This is a genomic window from Gemmatimonas sp. (assembly GCF_046594945.1).
Lineage (GTDB): Bacteria > Gemmatimonadota > Gemmatimonadetes > Gemmatimonadales > Gemmatimonadaceae > Gemmatimonas.
Map to the genome: position 1 here is coordinate 1 of NZ_JBKJRB010000167.1, position 18,613 is coordinate 18,613.

Consider the following 18,613-nt stretch of genomic DNA (forward strand, 5'->3'; position numbering starts at 1 on the left):
CTCAGCTGGCTCCATCCTCACCGCCGCTCTCGGGACGCCCGCTGTCCTTCCCGAACACGAACGGGCCGCGGCGGCAATACTTCCCCAAAGGCAGGGACATTATTGCACACACGGCAGCCGAACTCCCCGCGGTCACCCTCGCCCTCGACACGCAAGCGCGCTAAACGCTGGACTGGCGCACCCCGGCCGAAGGGCAGAACGAACTCCTACGCGGACCACGAACCACCACTGTTACGACGACCGGTTGAGTCCGTTGCGCGCCCCACTGTGCCGGGACGACGCGCGCCCTTGCTCGGCGTGTTTACGCACGGTAAAGTGTGCCAGAGAACCTTGGCCGCTTTTGACTGGAGATCCGCATGCGTTACCGCGCTGCCGTTGTCGTGCTGGGCTTGGTCTGTTCCGCATCGGCGCTCGCCGCCCACGATTTTTGGCTCGTTCCTGATGCCTTCGCCGTCACGCCTGGCGGGCGCCTGACTGTGCGAGGCCAGACCTCCAGCCTGTTCCCCACGAGTCTGTCCGCGGCGACGCCGGACCGCATCGTCGACGCGCGCGTCCTGACGGCAACCAGTGCGGTCCGCGTTCGCGACGTATCGGTGCTGGGGACGTCGCTCCGGCTCTCCCATCTCACGGCCGAACGTGGTCAACGGGTGGTGGGCGTGCAGCTCGCGCCTCGCAGCGTCCGTGAATCACCGGCCAGCTTTCGGCGCTATCTCGATCTCGAAGGGGCGCCCGAGGCCCGTTTGCGCTATGAGCGCGAGGGCTTGATGCCGGTCGCGGGCGGAGACAGCATCACACGACGCTACGCCAAGTATGCGAAGACTGTGGTCGAGGTGGGCGGCGGATCGCGTGCCTTTCAGCGGCTGATTGGCCACCCGTTGGAGTTCGTGCCGTTGTCGGATCCCTCGACACTGCGAACGGGTGACACGCTCCGCGTGCGAATGGTGCTGCTCGGGAAGCCCGCGCCGGTCGCGCGCCTGCACGCGGGGTCCACGCCCAACACGGCCGTCATTCGGCGTGACACCACGGCGGCACGCCGCGCCGCCGCGGCGGATGTGTCACTCGCCACTGACAGTACTGGTGTTGCCACCGTGATCATCACACGCGCCGGCCTCTGGAACATCCGGACCCTCCAAATTTTGCCGGCAACGAAGGGCTCGGGGGCCGACTGGGATGTGCACTGGGCGACGCTGGTTTTCCTGGTTGCACCGCGGTGATGCGACGCCTCGTTCAACGAGGCTTCATTTCTGCACGCGTAAAACGTCGCATCCGCCGCACGCGCCGCCTGTCGCAAGGCGGTTAGTTCAGCAGGACGCGGCTCTCAGCGAGCGGCGATTGCGAGCGTGGGCGAAGCGCGAGCACGGTGAGGGCAAGCGCCATAATGTTGGCACTCCACATCGCGATGGCCGGCGACACGAGGAAGCGATCGGCCAGCGACTCGCCTGTCATGAGGCTGATGTAGTAGCCGCTGAATACGACGACACTCGCGAGCGCTTGAACGGCGAGGCCAGCGCGAGGTGCGCGCCGTGCGATGCCGGCTGCCAGTAATGCCAACACGACGCAGGCAGCGGCCAAGGCGAGCTTCTGGTGAATCTCGACGCCTGTGCTGACGGCGGCCTCGCGCAGCGTCACATTGGTAGTGGCGTCGCGTTGCTGCGCAATTCGACGGTCCTTCGCGCGCAGTTCGGTCAGGGTCAGGCTGCGATCGCTGCGTACCACCATAATTTCCGATGAGTACAACGAGGACAATCGCGCGTTGGCGCGCGGCACGACCTCGGCGTTCCAGGCGAATCCGAACAGCGCCACCACAGACGCGAGGCCGACCAACGGCGCGAGGCGTAGCCGTCCACCATGCGCGTGCGGCGCGCCATCGGCCGAGGCACGCGTGCCCGCGTACAGCACGGCGATGAAAACCGCCATTGGGATCGCGAGGGCGGCGGTAAACGGGATCGAAAACACGATCGCCTCGAGCGCCGTGGCGATCGGCAACTCACGCCTGCGCCCTCCCGCCAGCTGACGCCACGCATACTGCGAGAGCAGCACGGTGGTGAGTGCCGCGAGGGCCGTTACGTACGCCCTCGCCAACTGGCGGAGCACCTGCAGGTTCGGTCCGCCGAGCGCGGCGCGCTCTTCACGCACGCGTTCGTACACGCTTCTCGCAGCGAGGTCGGCCAGCCCACCAACAGCAGCCCACCACACCGCGCCCCTCCCATTCGCCTCGCTGCGCGCCAGTGCCCGCTCGTACAACTCGCTCATAGCCGCGCCGTGCTTTTCCCGCATGGGGCGCGGGAGCAAAACCATCAGGGTGCGATAGGATGCGCTCCAAAAGGCATGGCGCATCGTGGGTTCGCGGGTCGGGCTCATACGCAGACCACCGGCACCGCGAGCCTGGTGCGCGCCACTCGCGCGAGCGACTCCAGGCGCGCACTCTCCGCTTCCAGTGCCACGCGCCCCGTTGACGTGATGCGGTAGAATCGCTCACGACCCGAGCCTCCCTCGGGGCGCTCGTCCTCGGCGAGTTCCTCGATCCAACCCAGTCGCACCAGCTCCTCGAGTGAGCCGTACAGCGTGGCCGGCCAGAGGCGCGCGGCGCCGTCGCTGAGGGCGCGCACGTCGTCCTGGATCGCGGTTCCGTAGCGCGGCCCGGGGGCGACGGACAGCAGGATGTAGAACCAGTTGGATTTCACATGGCCTCGACGGTTACGGTTGTATATCTAAGCATACTACTCACTAATACTATTAGGCAAGAGGACTGTTCCGTGCCGTCCGCCGACAGTGGTTGGAGTGAAGCCGGCTTGACGACAGGCCCCTTTCATCGTGTTCCCCGATCGTCGCGCACTTTGGTGATTTCACCGCGATCGGACGTTACGTTGCGTTGCAATGGCGCGCATTCCCGCAACACGGCTCAATGCAGGGCAGAGCACGATCGTCGTGTTCACGGCACAGCTGTTCAGTTTTTTGATCCACGTCGGCGTCGCCATCACGCTTGCACGTCTGCTCGGTCCGGAAGATTTCGGACTCTTCGGACTTGCGTTTTCCGTGATCGGCATCTTCGAGTTCGCGCGACACGGCGGCCTGATCGTCCCAGTGATTCAACGCGAGGCGATCACCAGCGAACAGCGGAACACGTTGTTCTGGTTCAACGCCGCACTCGGACTTCTGCTCGCGCTACTCGCTCTCGCGGCCGCGCCGCTCATCGGTCGCGTGTTCAACGATGCGCGCCTCGCTCCATTGATTGCGGTGCTGGGACTGGTCTTTCTCGCCAGTGGACTCTCAGCGCAGCACATCGCGTCACTCCGGCGAGAGATGCGATTCACCGCCGTCGCCACGTGCGAGCTGGCCGCCTTGCTGGTCGCCGCCGCCGTGACCGTGTGGGCGGCACTTCACGGAATGCGATACTGGGCACTGGTTGGCTTTCAGCTCGTTCGAGAGGGGCTCCAATCGTTGCTCCTCATCGTCGCCGCGCGGTGGATTCCCACCTGGCCGACACGCCACGCGATGGTCGCGCCGCTGCTTCGTTCGGGCGGAATCATGATGCTGTTCGAACTGCTCGGGTACCTGAACTTCAAGGCCGACAATCTCATCGTCGGCTCGCGGCTCGGGCCCGTGGCGCTTGGCTACTATGGCAAGGCGTACGAGTTCCTGTTGCTCCCGATCAATCAGATCGTGACGCCGCTGTCCACGGTCGTGCACTCGTCGCTGAGTCGGCGGCAGCGCGATCCGGAAGCTTACCGGACCTTCCTCGCGAGAGCAGTTTTGCTGGCGACTGGGCTCGGCTTGCCGATCACGGCGTTTCTGTTCGCCAACGCGCACGCGCTCATCGTGCAGGTACTTGGTGCGCAGTGGGAGCCGAGTGTGCCGATCTACCGCGCGTTGGCGCCTGCGGCCGCATCGATGACGCTGACGTGCAGTGTCGGCTGGATTTTTCTCTCACTGGGCCGCGCGAGGCGACAGACGTGGTGGTCTGGCCTGACTACCATCGTCACCGTCTGCGCGTTCGTCGTGGGAACGTCGTGGGGCGCTGAGGGCGTCGCGGTAGCCTTCAGCATGACGCGCATTGCACTATTGGTACCGACCCTGATGTTCACCTGTGCCGGCACATTCGTGACATGGACGGAAATTCTGGCGACCACGGCGCGCCCCGCAGTCGGGAGCACGATTGCCATGGCAACGTCCTTCCTCCTCGATGCCATCTACGCGCCGGACCGGTGGACCCTGCCTCGCAACGCCCTGGTCTTTGTCGCCACCTACTTTCTCTACTGGATGCTGATGCCGGCTGGTCGCGCGATGCTTTCTGAAAGTCTGGCGCTGGTGCGTCGCCGGTCCGCCGATGCGTAGTCGCCTGAAACTCGGGGTCATTACCGACGAGTTCTTTGACGCGTCGCTGGGACGCCTGGGTGGCTTTGGATGGGCTGCCCGACGACTCGGCGAGATCTTCAACGCGGACGCCGCGCTCAACGTGGATCTGGTGTACGTGGCGGGTGAGCATTTTGCCACACCGGGTCGGTCGGAGGCGCAGGTGCATGGATCGCGTGTGATTCTGCGGCAGCGCAGCAGGTTGGCAAACGTTCGTGCGATGCAGCGCGAGCGCTTCGATCTGCTGATGACTATCGACTACAACCTGGGGTACAGCGTCTACCTTCGTGCGCTGCCACGCACGCCGGCCATCGTGTGGGTCCGCGATCCGCGCACGCCAACGGACGCTGCACGGATCGGCGCTGTCCGCATTCCGCGGGCGGACGATGAAGTGCCGCAAGGTCTGATGAGCCATGACGGTCGTTCGCTGGCTCGCATCGCTCGCGAAGCCACGTTTTTTCGTCGGCGGCTTCTGCTGGCCACGCCAACGCCACTGTTGGTGCGAAAGCTCGACGGCGCGTACGGATTCGAGCCGTGGACTTTCCACCACCTGCCCAATCCGCTCGGCTTCGCCCCCACCGACCGCCGGAAGAGTGTACAGCCGACCGTCGCCTTTCTCGCCCGGCTCGACCCATACAAGCGTCCGTGGCTCTTCGCGGACCTCGCGCGGCACTTTCCGGAGGTGGAGTTCCGCTTCCTTGGGCAGTCGCACTTCACTGGTCCCGGCGCATTCGATACATCGAACCTGCCGCCGAATGTGCGTCTCTTGGGACATGTTGGCGAAACGGAGAAGCAACGCCTACTCAGCGAGGCGTGGGTCGCCATCAACACCTCCATTCACGAGGGCCTCGCGGTGAGTTTTCTCGAAGCGCTGGCCTGTGAGACGCCGCTCCTCAGCTGCGTCAATACTGGCTATGTCGTTTCACGTTTCGGTATCTACACGGGCGCGTTTGACGGGAGTGGTGTCGAATCGATGGACGCGTTCCGGGCCGGTCTGCGATCGCTACTCGACAATGCCGAGTTGCGGGCGGAGCTCGGAGCACGGGGACGCGCGTGGGTGCACTCCGTGCATTCAGTGCCAGCCTTCGTGGACAATTTCGAGCGACTGTCCTTGCTGGCGGGCGCGCGGCGATGACGCTGGTCTCGGTCGTCATTCCGACGCGCAATCGGCACCAATTCCTCAGCGAAACCGTGGCGTCGGTGCAGGAACAGACGTTCCTCGACTGGGAGCTGATCATCGTCGATGAAGCGTCGAACGACGAGACGCCGGTCTACCTCCGTTCATTGAGTGATCCGCGGATTCGCTTTACGCGCCATGCGTACGCGCAGGGTGTCGCTGCCGCGAGGAACACGGGCCTCGCACAGGCCGGCGGAGAGCTCGTGATGTTTCTGGACGACGATGACCTGCTGCGCTCCGATGCGCTCGACACGCTGCGGCGCGCCTTGGCCGATTATCCCGACGCGCTTGCCGCCAGTGCGGCCTGTCGGCTCTTTCGCGAGACTGGTGACTCGGACCGCGTCTATCGACCGGCGCGTGCGTACTCGCGACGTATCTGGCGCGAGGTCCTCTTTGGCTGGTGGTCGAATTCGGGGCAGAACCTCTACCGCACCGCCGTCATTCGAGATATCGGTGGCTTCGATACGGCGTTACGCGCGGGAGAGGACCGCATGCTGTGGCTGGAGATCGCCCGACGCGGCAACGTCTGTCTGGTACCGACGGTCGCGATGGAGTACCGCCAGCATCCCGGTCAGTTTACACAGTCGTCGGACTGGGAAGCGGAACGCCAGTTGATCTGGCAGCGGTTTATCCACTCGCTCCCGCCGTCGTTGCACGCCGAGGGTGTCGCGATACGGCGTGCGGCCGCATTGACGGCTGACGCTGAGGCGGCGCGTGCCGCAGGACACTTTTACACCGGCGCTCGACTGCAATGTGCCGCCTTCGTCGCGGCGCCGCGCTTACTAGTGTCGCCGTTGGTGGCGCGTCCCATGTACTGGAACTTCAAGAAGTGCGTGCAGCGACGGCGAACGCCGTGAAGATTGCCTTCCTGCTTGGCGAGTTCCCTTCCCTCTCCGAAACGTTCATTCTCGATCAGATCACCGCGCTCATCGATCGCGGCCACAGCGTGTCGATCTTCGCGGAACGACCATCGCGTGACGTCACGATGCACCCAGCCGTAGTGCAGTACGACTTGCTGACGCGAACGCGATACGAGCACCTGCCGGCTAGTGTTTGGCGTCGCGTCATCGGGTTGCCGCCGGTCTGGCGGTGGAGCCGGCCCATGTGGCGATCGCTCAATGTGTTGCAATACGGTTGGCATGCGGCGTCGCTTCGACTCGCGTGGGCGGTACAGATGATCGACCAGTGCACGGAGTTCGACATCATTCAATGCCATTTTGGTGCCCTCGGCCTCAAGGCGGTGCTGCTCCGCGGCACAGGGGCGATCAGCGGCACCGTCGTGACCGCGTTTCACGGCGAAGACATTACGAACTACCCGCAGAATTTTGCGGATGGACACTATGCGCCGTTGTTTGCACACGGTGAGCTATTCCAGCCCGTGAGTGCGCGCTGGAACGGCGCACTCGAGGCACTCGGTTGTCCGATGCACCGAGTTCGAGTCCATCGTATGGGTGTCGATCTGTCCGGGTTTTCCATGCGTGACGCGCCAGTGACTCAGGCCGACCCAATCCGCATTCTCGCCGTCTCGCGACTGGTCGAGAAGAAGGGACTTCGTGATGCCGTTTGCGCCGTGGCACAGCTGCAGCTTCCCTGCGAGTTCGTGATCGTCGGTGATGGCCCGCTGCGGACGTCGCTGCAGGCGCTGGTGGACCGACTCGGCGTGGACGGTTCGATCCGTTTGGCTGGTGCGCTGCCCAGGCACGAGATAGCCGCATTGCTGCAGAAAACGGATATCTTCCTGGCACCCAGTGTCACGGCGCCGAATGGCGATATCGAGGGAATTCCCGTGGCGATCATGGAGGCGATGGCCTCAGGAATTCCAGTGGTCAGTACGCGACACAGTGGCATCCCGGAGCTGGTGCAGGACAACGTGTCGGGCTTTCTGCTCGAGGAGGGCGATGTGGCTGGACTCACGTGTCGACTGTCACGGCTTGCGTACGACGCGCCGCTGCGTAGACGCATGGGCGCGGCGGGACGCCGGATCGTCGCGGCGGAGTTCGACGTACGAACCCTGACCGATCAATTGCTCGCGTCATACGTGGAGCTGCTGGCGACGTCAGGCACGACAACGAAAGGGCAGCACCAGCAGCGCCAGTACTGACAGACGACACGCCGTGGTCTACATGTGCAAATACTCCATCGTCAAGCACGCCCTGGCGGACTGCGAGCCGGCATTGTTGCGAGGGGCGTGCAGCGAAGTTTTCTATCACGAACGAATCCGCATTGCTTCGAGAATCAGCGGCAGGTGATGCCAAATCCGTGGACACGCCGCGGCCACGCGAATTCTGGTTCTGGTAGCCGCTGTGTAGTTCGCCACCCTTCATGTACCTACGTGTGGCGAGAAGAAAGATCGGGGCGCGCACGGGTGTGCCGACGCGCTGGCGGAGCAGCTTCTGCCCCGCACCGCCGACTCACTGTAGTGCGACGGCCCGTAGCGCGTCGTGAAACCGTGGATCACCGCGCAATGCGTCCATCGTCGGATCGACGGCCAGGTCGCGGAGGCAGCTCTCACGACGGCGACCGAGCTCGGAGAGCAGGCCGAAGGCACGGTCGTGGTCGCCGATGGCCGCGAAGTAGGCGACCGCAAAGTACGGCGACACGGCGCGTACTCGTAGGCCGGCCTCCACGGAGCCGCGCAACTGCATCGCCTCGTCGCGCCGGCCGGCTCGCGCAAGCGCGTAGCCCAGCATCGGCATCGCCCCCGAGCCGCTCGCAGGCGCCAGGCTGGCCGCCGTCTGGAGTTCCCGCTCCGCTTCCGGGTATCGGCCCATATGCGTCAGCACCCAACCGAGCAGAAAATGCTGATGCGCGCGGGTGGAGTCCATGGCGATCAGGACACGGAGCTGCGCCTCCGCCTCGGGGTAGCGGCGCGCGAGGCCAAGCACGTACGCGACGGTCGTTCGCGGACCGAACGACATCGGATCGAGTTCCTCGGCGCGTCGTACCTCGCGCACCGCGTCCTCGAAGCGCCCCCGGAGCGCGAGCAGCACGCCGCGGTGTCTGTGTGCGTCGGCGTCGCTCGGATTGAGTGCGACGGCTCGTCGGAGCGCGCTGTCGGCGCCGGCCCAGTCCCACCGATTGAGCAGTAGGGATCCGAGCGTCGCATGCCCCTCGGCGAACGTGGCGTCCAGCGCGAGTGCGCGGCGCACCGCCTGCTCGGCGGCCCCGAGCAAAAGCGCGCTCTCGGCTGCCCCACCCCCGTGGGTTTCATACAAACGCAAGCGCGCCCCAGCGAGCGCTGCCCACGCTGGCGCGAAAGTGGCGTCAGCGCGCGTCGAGGCCTCGAGCACCTCGACCGCGTGCGCGAGCGCGCCGCTCCCTCCCTGCTGCAGCGCGTAGCGGCCGCGCAGATAGGCTTGGTACGCTTCGGACCCGACCGGCGCGCGTCGTTCGGCCGGTGCGGGGGCCGTGTCGCCGCCCGGCACCACCCGCGACACCACCGCGCGGGCGATCTCGTCCTGCACGGCGAGCATGTCGCCGAAGTCGCGGTCGAACTCCTCCGACCAGCGCTCGTAGCCAGTGCGCGCGTCGACGAGACGCACCACAATGCGGACCCTGTCGCCGGCGCGTCGGACGCTCCCCTCGAGTACGGTCCGCACTCCCAACTCCCTTCCTACGCTCCGCAGATCGACCTCGCGTCCGCGGTACGCGAACGCGGACGTCCGGGCCACGACGGCCAGGCCGGGCGTTCGGCCGAGGGCGTACGTCAGCTCCTCGGCCAGCCCGTCGCCGACGAATCGCGTTTCTGGATCTCCGTCCAACGCCTCGAGCGGTAATACCGCCACACTGTTGGGCGCACCGGCGCCCGAGGCAGCGTGCATGGCCGCGCGGCCATCAGCGGTCTCACGATGCCCCCCCACCACCGCGGTCACGAGCAGCGACGCGATCGCGGCTGCGACGCCAACGGGTAAGATCAATGGCTGCCACCGCGCGCTTGACCGGCGCGACGCCGGCGAGATCGGCGCCGCGCCGGCGGTGAACTTCACCGGAGGCGCGGCGCCGTGCCCTTCCGTTAGCGTCACGATGAGCGGAGCGGAGGCGAACGGCGACTCAGTTACAATGGACGCGTCGAGGGCGATCACGCGCGGATCTGGATCCGCGCCGAGCTCCTCGCGCCGCAGCGTGTGGTGCAGTCGCGCCTGAATCCGCGCGCCCGGCACGTTACCAGACGCCACCAGCGCCCGTATGAGGGCGCACGTGGCCTCGGCGTCCAGCGCGTCCAAGGCGAGTCGCTGGCGTCGCCACCGGACAGCCCCGTCGAAGTCGGCCCTTAGTTCGGCAGCCGCCGCGAGCCGGTCGAGCGCGGCGGCGACGCGGTGCCGGACCCCGGCCCGCTGCGCATCTACCCACTGTTCGAATTCGACCGCACCGGGAAGGACCACGCCATCCAGGAACGGGCCCTCGTAGGGCGCGACGGCACTCGCGTCATCGCCGCGGGCGAGCGCCTCGTCGAGCGCCGTCAGGTCGCAGCGAACTACGGCCGGATTGATCGCGATCGTGCCGAGGTCACCGGCAACGGCCTCGCGCGAGAGGTCGCGGCGCGTGGCGTAGATGAGCTGCTCGAGGGCGTGGCGAGCGCGATCTTCCGTGCTCTCTGGCCACAAGAGCGACGTCAGCCTGGCGCGAGATACACCGCGCGGTCCCGCGACGGCGAGCAAGGCAAGCAGCGCCAGTCGCCTCCGCTGTGTGGCGGCGGGCGGCAGAACGCCGCCGTCGGCGGCCAGCGTCAGTCCCCCGAGCAGACGGAGGGTGAACAGGAGACGGCCCTCAGCGCAGTGGTGGACGGAGGAGCGGCGGGGGGACGCGTAGATGATGCCGTACGGCCGTAGTGCCCGCAAGGCACGCCGACCCCGAGCCACCGGCGCCGAGCTACCGGCCCCGAGCTACCGGCCCCGAGCTACCGGCCCCGAAATCCGACCCGGGCGCGGCGCCGCAGTGCCCATGTGAGCCCCGTGTGAGGCCCGCGTGAGCCGCCGGTCGTAATGGTGTGTTGAGGCGCCTCGGCGGAACGCCGGCGCCCCACCACGGACCCAGTCGGTCATCTTCCCACGAGGTCGCATCATGTCCTATATCAAACGTGCCAGTCGCGTGTTGTATCTCTCGCTGACACTCGGCGCCACTCTCGCCGCGTGCACGGCCGCTCCGGAGCAAACGGTCTCCCCTTGGGCAGCGCCGGCGCTGTCCACCGCCGCGACGTGGTCGGCCTGGTCCTCCGCGGTTCCACTGTCGGAGCTGAATACGCCTGGCGCGACTGAGGGCTGTCCGAACGTGGTGCGGTCGGGACAAGTGCTCTACTTCGCCTCGAACCGTCCGGGCGGCTACGGCGCGCTCGACCTGTATGTCTCCTATTGGGAAAGCTCGGCGAAGCAGTGGGGACCCGCCCTGAACCTCGGTCCGGAGATCAATACTGCGTGGAATGAGCAGTGTCCGCTCGTGCTACAGAGCGGCAGGCGGCTCGTCTTTGTCAGTAACCGCCCAGGCGGAGTGGGGGGCCTCGACCTCTGGATCACGCGGCAACCGAACCTCCGCGACGCCGTGAGTTGGGAGACGCCGAGCAACCTCACCGCGGCAAATTCGTCCCTAAACGACTTCGGCCCGGGATCGTACGAGGAAAACGGGCGCACGGTGCTGTATTTCAACTCCAACCGTCTGGGCGGCGCGGGGCAGCAGGACATCTACGTGAGCACCGAGCAACGCGACGACAGCTGGTCGACCGCGGTCCCGGCGATGGGCCTCAACACGGCGCTGCAGGAGGAGTTTCCGGCGCTGACGGGCAATGGGCTCGAGATTTTCTTTGCCTCGAATCGGCCTGGGACCTTCGGTGGGCTCGACCTCTGGCACGCCACGCGGGCGAGCACGGCGGCAGCGTGGACGACGCCCGTCAACCTTGGGCCGCTTGTAAACGGCCCGTTGGCGGAAGGGCGCTCGTCGGTCTCGTGGAACGGGACCACCCTCATCTTTCACTCGAATCGTGCCGGTAGCGTGGACCTGTTCGAGACCACTCGCTCACGTTCGGGACCGCACTGACGTGTCGACTCCCGGTGGTCGGGCGCGCGGCCGAACAGCGCGCCCGCTCCGCCACTGATACGCTCAGTCGCAATGGCCGGCAAGGCGTTCGCGCTCCGCGGGCCATTGCGACCGCAAAGATGGTTGTGCCGCCACTTCGGCGAGGGAGCGTGTTCATGCAGGGCGTCGTTTGCGAGCCATACGCGGGAACCATACGCGGGAAGTCGACGCGACACACTGGGACCACGAATGCGGTAGACGTTGATCGCGCTGGTCAGGTGCTGCGTGATCACCCGACCTGATCGCCTGTCGGCGAGGAGACTCTCTCGTTCTTCGAGCATTCGTTCAAGAGACGTTCGTCTCAATGGCTGCCAAATCCCTTTTTCCTCGGCACACCATCACGACTGAAGATGGCGGAGATCGCCCGCGTCAGGACACCACGCATGATGTGACAGCGCCGCCAAGCGCTCCGATACGAATGGGAACGGGAGTGTTGCAATCATCACGCCTGCACAGCGTGTAGAAGATAATTCCGCCAGCTGCCGCACCGACGATGGCGCCGTAGTGTGTAGCCTGACTCCCGCCCCTCGAGGAGGGTGGCACCAACTCCATTCGGCCGGACCGCGTCAGAGTGTGTTGCCACTTGAGTCCGATCGGTCGCGACACGACCAGCACACGCATCGGCATTGGGGTGCTCTGAATGGACGCACGCAAAATGTCGCCGGGGAGGTTCAACGACTGCGCCGACGCTTCGAACAGACATGCCAACCAACCCAGTGCCAATAGGCAGGTTCGACGCACGGGCACCATGGACACCCTGTCGGTGAGCTGCGTACACCGATGCATTCGAGATGGATTGCTGAGTGCCAGCGGAAGGATCCGTGATGGAGACGTACACCTCGATGTCATGCTCGATCGTGCGACGGCCCTGCGAACAGCAACCCACGGAGGGCGCTCAACCCGCAGACGTTTGATACTCCGTGCGACGACTGATACTTGACACTCGCCGCAGTCGCCAGCAGATGTAAAAGTTCTCTTGACAATTCGGGGGGGCACTTATCGTTATCCGCGAGTCGCGCATCAGTGTGTCTCGCGTGTAACGCACTGGTACAACTTGGTCCGCTTTTAAAGATTGGAGAGTTTGATCATGCAGAAGTTCCTTCGGTTGGTTGCATTGGCAGTGCTGACTGTTGGCCTGAAGGTGCAAGAGGCCGATGCCGTTAGTTCGCGAACGATGTCGATTTGTTCGACTTGCACCGGATTTTCTGAGTGCCCCACTGAGCCGTTCGATTGTGCAGCTATCGGTTGCCCGGGGATGTTCCCGGGCTGCGCAGTCGGCGTACCGTCGTGCCGGAACGCATTCATCGTGTGTTCGGGCGACGCCAGCTGAGGGAATAGCGCGCAATCGCCATACCGCGCCTTCCTCCGTGTTGTGTTGATGGGCGCGGTGTTGGCACCACATGCTTGGGTAGACTTCATATGGGAAAGCAATTGGATGGCGCAATAAACTTACTGCTTGGACTTTCCGCACTTGCAATTCTGGCAAGGGTGAGTTTCGGACGCGGCTCCGACGTGACTCCAACTGCGGAAGTTGGGCGAGCAATTAGTAAGGAAGATTGGAGCTACGCCGTGGCGAACGGTGTCGTTGTAAGCGGTAGTTCCGCACCGGTGCGGATGGTCGTCTTCACGGATTTCGAATGTCCGTTCTGCACGTTGCTTCACGAGCGGATAGTCAAGCGAATGCAGATGCATTCCGGGGTGGTGTCGGTCGCTGTTCTGCACTTCGCTATAGCTTCCCACCGATTCGCAAAGCAAGCTGCCACCGCGTTCGATTGCGCAGAGAGCGGTGCCGTGAAGGCGAGGATGATGGATCTTCTCGATGCGAAGCAGGATTCCATCGGACTGCTGACTTGGTCCGAAATGAGCCGTCGGGCTGGTGAGCGCGACACGATCGTGTTCGAGCGGTGCATGTCTGCTGATGCTCCGATGGTTGCGGAACACCTGCGGTTTGGAGAACGGCTCGGGATCCGCGCTACTCCAACCGTGCTGGTCGACGGAATTCGCTTCGAGGTCCCCCTACGGACCTTCAACTCGATGCGATCTTTCGCGTCCCGAACTGATAGCCCTAGCAGAGTGATGAAAACGCTGATCTGCGAGCGACATGCTCGATATTCTCGCATTGAACGAGTTCAAACGGTGAGTTGAGACGGGCCGTACGCGCCGTGCGGGGCTCGGCGAGGCCCCGTGAGGGGCCGTTTCGCCGTGTCCGCCCCGGTGGCGGCGGGTGCGGGCGCGCTCACGCGCACACCCCAGCGCGGATGAGCGTGCGCAGGCGTACGAGATTGTACGCCGCGTTCACAAAGCTGAAGATCCACGCCACCTTTTCGCGCCCCCGATGTTGCAGTTTGCGGAGCCCGTCAATCGTCGTGCCCCAGCCAAATCCTTCCTCGACGAGCTTGCGCTTCCGTTGACTGATTTCGTAGCCGGCGTGCCGCGTCGTGCGCCCATCCATCGCGCTCGTGGATTTGTTCACGTGGATGTTGCGTGCGACGTGCGGCGTCACCCCGCACGCGCGAGCGCCTTCGACCAAGGCGGCGGTGTCGTAGCCTTGGTCGGCACCCAGCGTACGGCGTCGTGTGCGGGGGTCGAGCCTCGTCAACATCTCCAGGGCCGCGTCGCGTTCCGCGTCGAAGCCTGGCGCGCGCACATCCGTCGCGACGATCAGGCCATGGCGATTGTCCATCAGCACACTGCCCAGATGCCCAACGATGCTCGCCGTCCCGTGGCTCTTCCGCGCCAGTCGTGCGCCGGGATCCGTCACGGAGTCATGCGTCGTATTCGAGCGCTTTTCGCTGCGAAAGTCGGCGGTGGGATTCTTGGGATCCCCGTCCGACGCCGGCGGCGACGGATCGTCCTTGGGCCGGAAGCTCTGGTGGCTCGCCCACGCTTCGAGCAGCGTGCCGTTGACGGTGAAGTGCCCGTGCGACCAGAGCGCGCCAACATATACCAACCCTCGGCGCACGACAGGAAAAATGCCGCCGCCCTTTTCATCACCCTGCTAAACGGAAGCAAGACGTACTTGCTGCCCAAGGCTGTAGAACGAAGACGAAATAGTTGCGGCAAAAGAGCGCGGCCGGTGCGATGCACCGGCCGCGCTCTCCATTTATTGTGTCGGCCTTCTGCCAACGAGCGTGAGAACTCTGCTTCCAAATCGTGTGAGACTCAACAACACACATGTGGGGTCTCACACGATCTGGCAGAATGACTCACGCAATTTGGCAAAGTTGAACTGCACAGCGCACTCCGCAACGAGCAGCGACGTCAACTAAGTGAAATGCGCTTGCCCTGCTATAGCGGGAGCTGATACTGAAGTCTGGCCAACGTAAACGGACTCGGCCCCAAACGCCCTACCTGCTCCAACAAATTCGTAGCGATGGCGACGCTCGCAGTCGGCAGCTTCGACAGCAGAGAGTTTGTATCAGACGCCCCGACGGCGACGCCACTGCCGTTCGCGTGCATCTCACTCTCAATCGAGCGCGAAGACAGAGCGTCCGCGATGTAGGAGGTGAGGCGCTCGCCGAGAGCATTGGCACGTCCCGTTTGCAGAGAACGAATAGCTCTTGTGACGTTCCCGGCCGGGTTCGGGTTGGGCGCCAGATTGATCTCGAGCACACCACAATGTAGTTCCGCTAAATAGGCATCCGGGCCAGCGGTGCCATAGCGGCTATACAAGATCCCCGTGTCAATGCCGTACGACACCGCATCCCACGAAAAGAACGTCGTGCGGGGTAGAGCGTGGAATCCGTCCTCCCCCGAGACGTATCCGTTCCGAATTGCCCACGTGGCGCTCAGAGGCCAAATATCAAACCTCCAAGCGTCCGCGCGAAGTCGAAAGCCTCCGTGGCGATTGCGAACGGCACCGAAAGGTGCCAGTTCGCGCGCGAGCGACTCCGCATCACCTGTCTTTACGACTAGGTCCAGATCGGACCGGAATGCAGAATGTCGCGCTACGGCCAAGTCACGCACGGCTCCGCCGAATAGCGTAGTCTGCCCAACCCCGGCTACCGCTCTGAGCAAGACACTCGCGGAGCGACTCTCCCTCCGGACCCGACCGAGCAACTGCTCGATGCGGTCCACCAATTCGGCACCATCGCGCGCTATTTTGGCGCCGCCCGTCCGAGAATGACTCGCTTCGGCGTTGCACTCCACAACGTTCGCCGCAGTGCCTCGTCCGCGCGTCATCGCCGTCTCACAGGTCGTGTCACTGCTCGATGAGCCGTGCATTACGGTCACCACGAAGTGTTCACGCGTTCGACATGACAATGCGCCCCCCCCCGCCGCTCAGCACGGACGGGGCGCGTAGTGAATCCGAAGTCAGTCAGTCGAGAGGTCGAGAGTGTGCGCACAAGACCGAATTCTAGGATCTGATCGAGTCGAGAGACGTCGAGCCCGATGCACCGTGTACAGAACGCCGAAGCGGACACGCCAACCGTGAGGCGGAGATGGCCATTCCAAATATTAAGCTGGGTCCGTCCCTGGCGCACGTCCCCATCAACGGAGACCCAAGCCCGGAATCCTCCTGCTCAGCTGCCCTGAGCAGGTCGAACGATCCCCTGAGAGCGCAAGTCCTCGTAAAGCGAAACAGCAAAGCGGTCGGTCATGCCCGCGATCATGTCTGTGAGCAACTGACACTCGCGGTACCGAAGTGGCATGGACGGTGTCGACGGCAAGTAGGCCCCTTTGGCCTCGAACGCACGACGATAGTTTTCAGAGATTCTCGCGTAAACATAGGTGGCCTCGGCCGTCGTACGCTCGCTTGACGGATCATCAGGCTTCTTGCGCGAGATAATTGCTCGCCAGAAGACATCCATCAACGAATGAATGACTTCTGAGCCATGAGCCTCTAGCCGAAGAACTTCGCGATTGCGATACGCCACACGAAGATCAAACTCTTTCAATTGCCGTGTCAGGAGCGCAGCACGACTCGCGCTCATGAGGTCGCCAGTGAACGTGCCATTCAGCATCGAGTCGAGGTTGTCCACGAACGCATCGGAGACGGCCTTCACCATGTCCGATATCACAAGCGCGCGAAATTTCTGCATTGACACATCATTGAGCTCGGAAGGAGAGAGAGGGGAATCGAGTGATGAAGTCCGAAGCTCTTCACGATCAGCCCGCCCGCGCTCGACAGCAGTGCGCAACAAGTCTTTCTGCACGATTGTGCTCGCATCATCTTGCTCGCAATTTGGTTCGCCCTGTAAAAACTCCAGCAGATCCGGGAAAGACGCCAAGCCTTTCTTCAGCGCGTCCTCAGCGTCAATTACGGAATATGCGATGTCATCGCAGGCTTCCATGATATAGGTCAGCGGATGCCGCACGGTTTCGGAAACGCCAGTCGCATCGCGGACATCTTGAACGATGTGCGCCTCAGATTGAAAATACCCGTGCTTACGACACCCTGCATACGTTGCAGTACGTCCCTTTGCTTTGTCGGAAGGAACTGTGTACTTGAGCAACGCGGACAGAGTGCCAAATGTCAGATTAAGGCCGCGGTCGTCATTGACAATTTGAAGTCGCGAGACGAGCCGGAACGTCTGCGCGTTTCCTTCAAACTTCAAGAAATCATTGCGCATTGCTTCAGTGAGCGGTTGGTTGCCTTGTGCGGTTCCCCCTGCAGCTTGGACGGCCGCCAAGATCTGAGGTGACCGGGCGAACCATTGCTGTATGGCGACCTCACCCTGATGACCAAACGGCGGATTGCCAAGGTCATGCACGAGTGCTATTGCGTGAAGCATTGCGGGCAGGTTGCGCTCAGGCAAAAGTGCTTTCGGAATTCTGCCAGCGAGTGGGCCGAACGCCAAATATGTGCCGATACTGCGCGCGAGCGAGGCCACCTCATGAGAGTGCGTGAGACGGTTCCTCACACTGTCGTGCTGCTCGAGCGGAAATACTTGAGTCTTGTCGTCGAGACGTCGGAGCGGCGTCGAGAACAGAATACGATCACCGTCTCGTTCCGTCTCGGTGCGAACAATCGGCTGCGTTTGCGCTGTCGCCGACGAACCGGAACGGGAGGCCCGGCGGCCGGCATTGAGAAGCTGGTCCCACGTAAGCGGAGTCGACAATTTTGTCATTCTGAAGTTCAGACAAAGTGAAGGGTCACGTCCCAGAATAGCAGTTAGTGCCATCGAGGTTTCTCCGTAACTTAGCCTCAGGTGGCTCAGACGGCACCGGAGAATAGGGACGGCGTGTTGACTTGCCCGCCCCAGATCTCGTGCGTACGAGAAGATGGCGAAATGCATGCGAAGAAGGGTGCCGGGTAGTCGACTATCACCACGGCGTCGGTTCTCTAAGACGCTGTCGCCTTGGACGAGAAGTGGAGCGGAGCCCCATGGCGAACGCGAGTCGCGAACGGTGTGAGCCGGCGCCATATTCACCGAGGTATTGCACCGACGCCAAGCTAAAGGCGCTCGCCACTTTCTTGCTGAGGTTCCTAATGAGACGCAACCTGATTGTTGCGGCCGGCGCCCTCGTCGTCCTCGCTCGCCCCTCCCTCGGGCAGGTGAGTACCACGAACTGCCAGTTCATCGGGAATCAGGTGAGGTGCAATACGCAGCAGGGAGTGATACAGCTTCCCGGCTGGGGCAATGACGTTGGCAAGAACCTTGGAAACCTTGTTTCGCAGGCGATGATTGCCCGGCGACAGGCGCAAGCGCGGCAAGGCTACACGCAAGCGCTGCAAGAGGCACAGGCCCTCTCTGCCAATATGAGTGAGACACCGATCCATCCCGAGTTTAGTGTACGAGGGTGATCGAGGCTGTCCCCATGTCGTCCGCTCTTTCCGCCGCGCCGTTGCTTCTCCATGATACCGGGGTGTCACCGACCCGGACTCGTCGCCGGTTCACGGCGACCTACAAACTCCAGATCCTCACCGCCGCCGACGCGTGCACGAAGCCGGGCGAGCTCGGCGCGCGCCTGCGTCGCGAAGGACTGTATTCGTCCCATCTCGCCGTGTGGCGCGCCGCCCGACGACGCGGCGACTTGCAGGGCCCGGCGAAGCGCCGCAGGCCGACGCGGTTG

General features: G+C 63.7%; 13 protein-coding genes and 1 pseudogene. 9 read left to right on the forward strand and 5 right to left on the reverse strand.

Translation table 11 applies throughout. The features are described 5' to 3' along the window. Nucleotides 1–356 precede the first annotated feature (356 nt). A complete protein-coding gene (locus ACLL97_RS20095) occupies nt 357–1,214 on the forward strand; it encodes a DUF4198 domain-containing protein (RefSeq protein WP_411282265.1) in 858 nt (285 codons plus the stop codon). Nucleotides 1,215–1,296: 82 nt separating this feature from the next. On the opposite strand, the gene ACLL97_RS20100 is transcribed toward ACLL97_RS20095, so the two are convergent. Then, a complete protein-coding gene (locus ACLL97_RS20100) occupies nt 1,297–2,298 on the reverse strand; it encodes an LptF/LptG family permease (protein ID WP_411282266.1) in 1,002 nt (333 codons plus the stop codon). A 59-nt stretch (nt 2,299–2,357) separates the two neighbouring features. Beyond that, nucleotides 2,358–2,684 carry a PadR family transcriptional regulator gene (locus ACLL97_RS20105; protein WP_411282267.1) on the reverse strand — a complete coding sequence of 109 codons (327 nt, stop codon included), beginning with the start codon at nt 2,682–2,684 and terminating at the stop codon, nt 2,358–2,360. Between the two features lie 193 nt (nt 2,685–2,877). Between ACLL97_RS20105 and ACLL97_RS20110 the strand changes: the two genes are divergently transcribed. From ACLL97_RS20110 to ACLL97_RS20125, 4 genes are read left to right on the forward strand one after another with little or no spacing between them, the layout of a single operon-like run. Continuing rightward, nucleotides 2,878–4,335, forward strand: coding sequence for a lipopolysaccharide biosynthesis protein (locus ACLL97_RS20110; RefSeq protein WP_411282268.1), 1,458 nt, complete (start codon nt 2,878–2,880; stop codon nt 4,333–4,335). Next, nucleotides 4,328–5,488 carry a glycosyltransferase family 4 protein gene (locus ACLL97_RS20115; RefSeq protein ID WP_411282269.1) on the forward strand — a complete coding sequence of 387 codons (1,161 nt, stop codon included), beginning with the start codon at nt 4,328–4,330 and terminating at the stop codon, nt 5,486–5,488. Before ACLL97_RS20110 ends, ACLL97_RS20115 begins: the two co-directional genes overlap by 8 nt. Further along, entirely contained in the window at nt 5,485–6,387 is a 903-nt protein-coding gene (locus ACLL97_RS20120) for a glycosyltransferase family 2 protein (protein WP_411282270.1), read from the forward strand. The genes ACLL97_RS20115 and ACLL97_RS20120 overlap by 4 nt, the downstream gene beginning before the upstream one ends. Further along, nucleotides 6,360–7,631 carry a glycosyltransferase gene (locus tag ACLL97_RS20125; protein WP_411282271.1) on the forward strand — a complete coding sequence of 424 codons (1,272 nt, stop codon included), beginning with the start codon at nt 6,360–6,362 and terminating at the stop codon, nt 7,629–7,631. The genes ACLL97_RS20120 and ACLL97_RS20125 overlap by 28 nt, the downstream gene beginning before the upstream one ends. A gap of 310 nt (nt 7,632–7,941) precedes the next feature. Here the strand turns inward: ACLL97_RS20125 and ACLL97_RS20130 are convergent, their stop codons facing one another. Beyond that, on the reverse strand, nt 7,942–10,389 hold the full coding sequence (locus ACLL97_RS20130; RefSeq protein ID WP_411282272.1) for a tetratricopeptide repeat protein: 2,448 nt from the start codon (nt 10,387–10,389) through the stop codon (nt 7,942–7,944). 202 nt (nt 10,390–10,591) lie between these two features. On the opposite strand from ACLL97_RS20130, the gene ACLL97_RS20135 reads away from it, so the two are divergent. Further along, a complete protein-coding gene (locus ACLL97_RS20135; protein ID WP_411282273.1) occupies nt 10,592–11,557 on the forward strand; it encodes a TolB family protein in 966 nt (321 codons plus the stop codon). A gap of 1,458 nt (nt 11,558–13,015) precedes the next feature. Next, on the forward strand, nt 13,016–13,741 hold the full coding sequence (locus ACLL97_RS20140; protein WP_411282274.1) for a DsbA family protein: 726 nt from the start codon (nt 13,016–13,018) through the stop codon (nt 13,739–13,741). A gap of 91 nt (nt 13,742–13,832) precedes the next feature. Here ACLL97_RS20140 and ACLL97_RS20145 read toward each other — a convergent pair whose 3' ends face one another. Both ACLL97_RS20145 and dgt read right to left on the reverse strand, forming a co-directional pair. Then, nucleotides 13,833–14,558, reverse strand: coding sequence for a transposase (locus ACLL97_RS20145; protein ID WP_411282275.1), 726 nt, complete (start codon nt 14,556–14,558; stop codon nt 13,833–13,835). Nucleotides 14,559–16,119: 1,561 nt separating this feature from the next. Beyond that, on the reverse strand, nt 16,120–17,721 hold the full coding sequence (gene dgt / locus ACLL97_RS20150) for a dGTP triphosphohydrolase (protein ID WP_411282276.1): 1,602 nt from the start codon (nt 17,719–17,721) through the stop codon (nt 16,120–16,122). A 308-nt stretch (nt 17,722–18,029) separates the two neighbouring features. Here dgt and ACLL97_RS20155 point away from each other — a divergent pair, with 308 nt between their 5' ends. Further along, a complete protein-coding gene (locus ACLL97_RS20155) occupies nt 18,030–18,344 on the forward strand; it encodes a hypothetical protein (protein WP_411282277.1) in 315 nt (104 codons plus the stop codon). An 80-nt stretch (nt 18,345–18,424) separates the two neighbouring features. Then, nucleotides 18,425–18,613: pseudogene (locus ACLL97_RS20160) on the forward strand (IS3 family transposase); the annotation flags it as partial.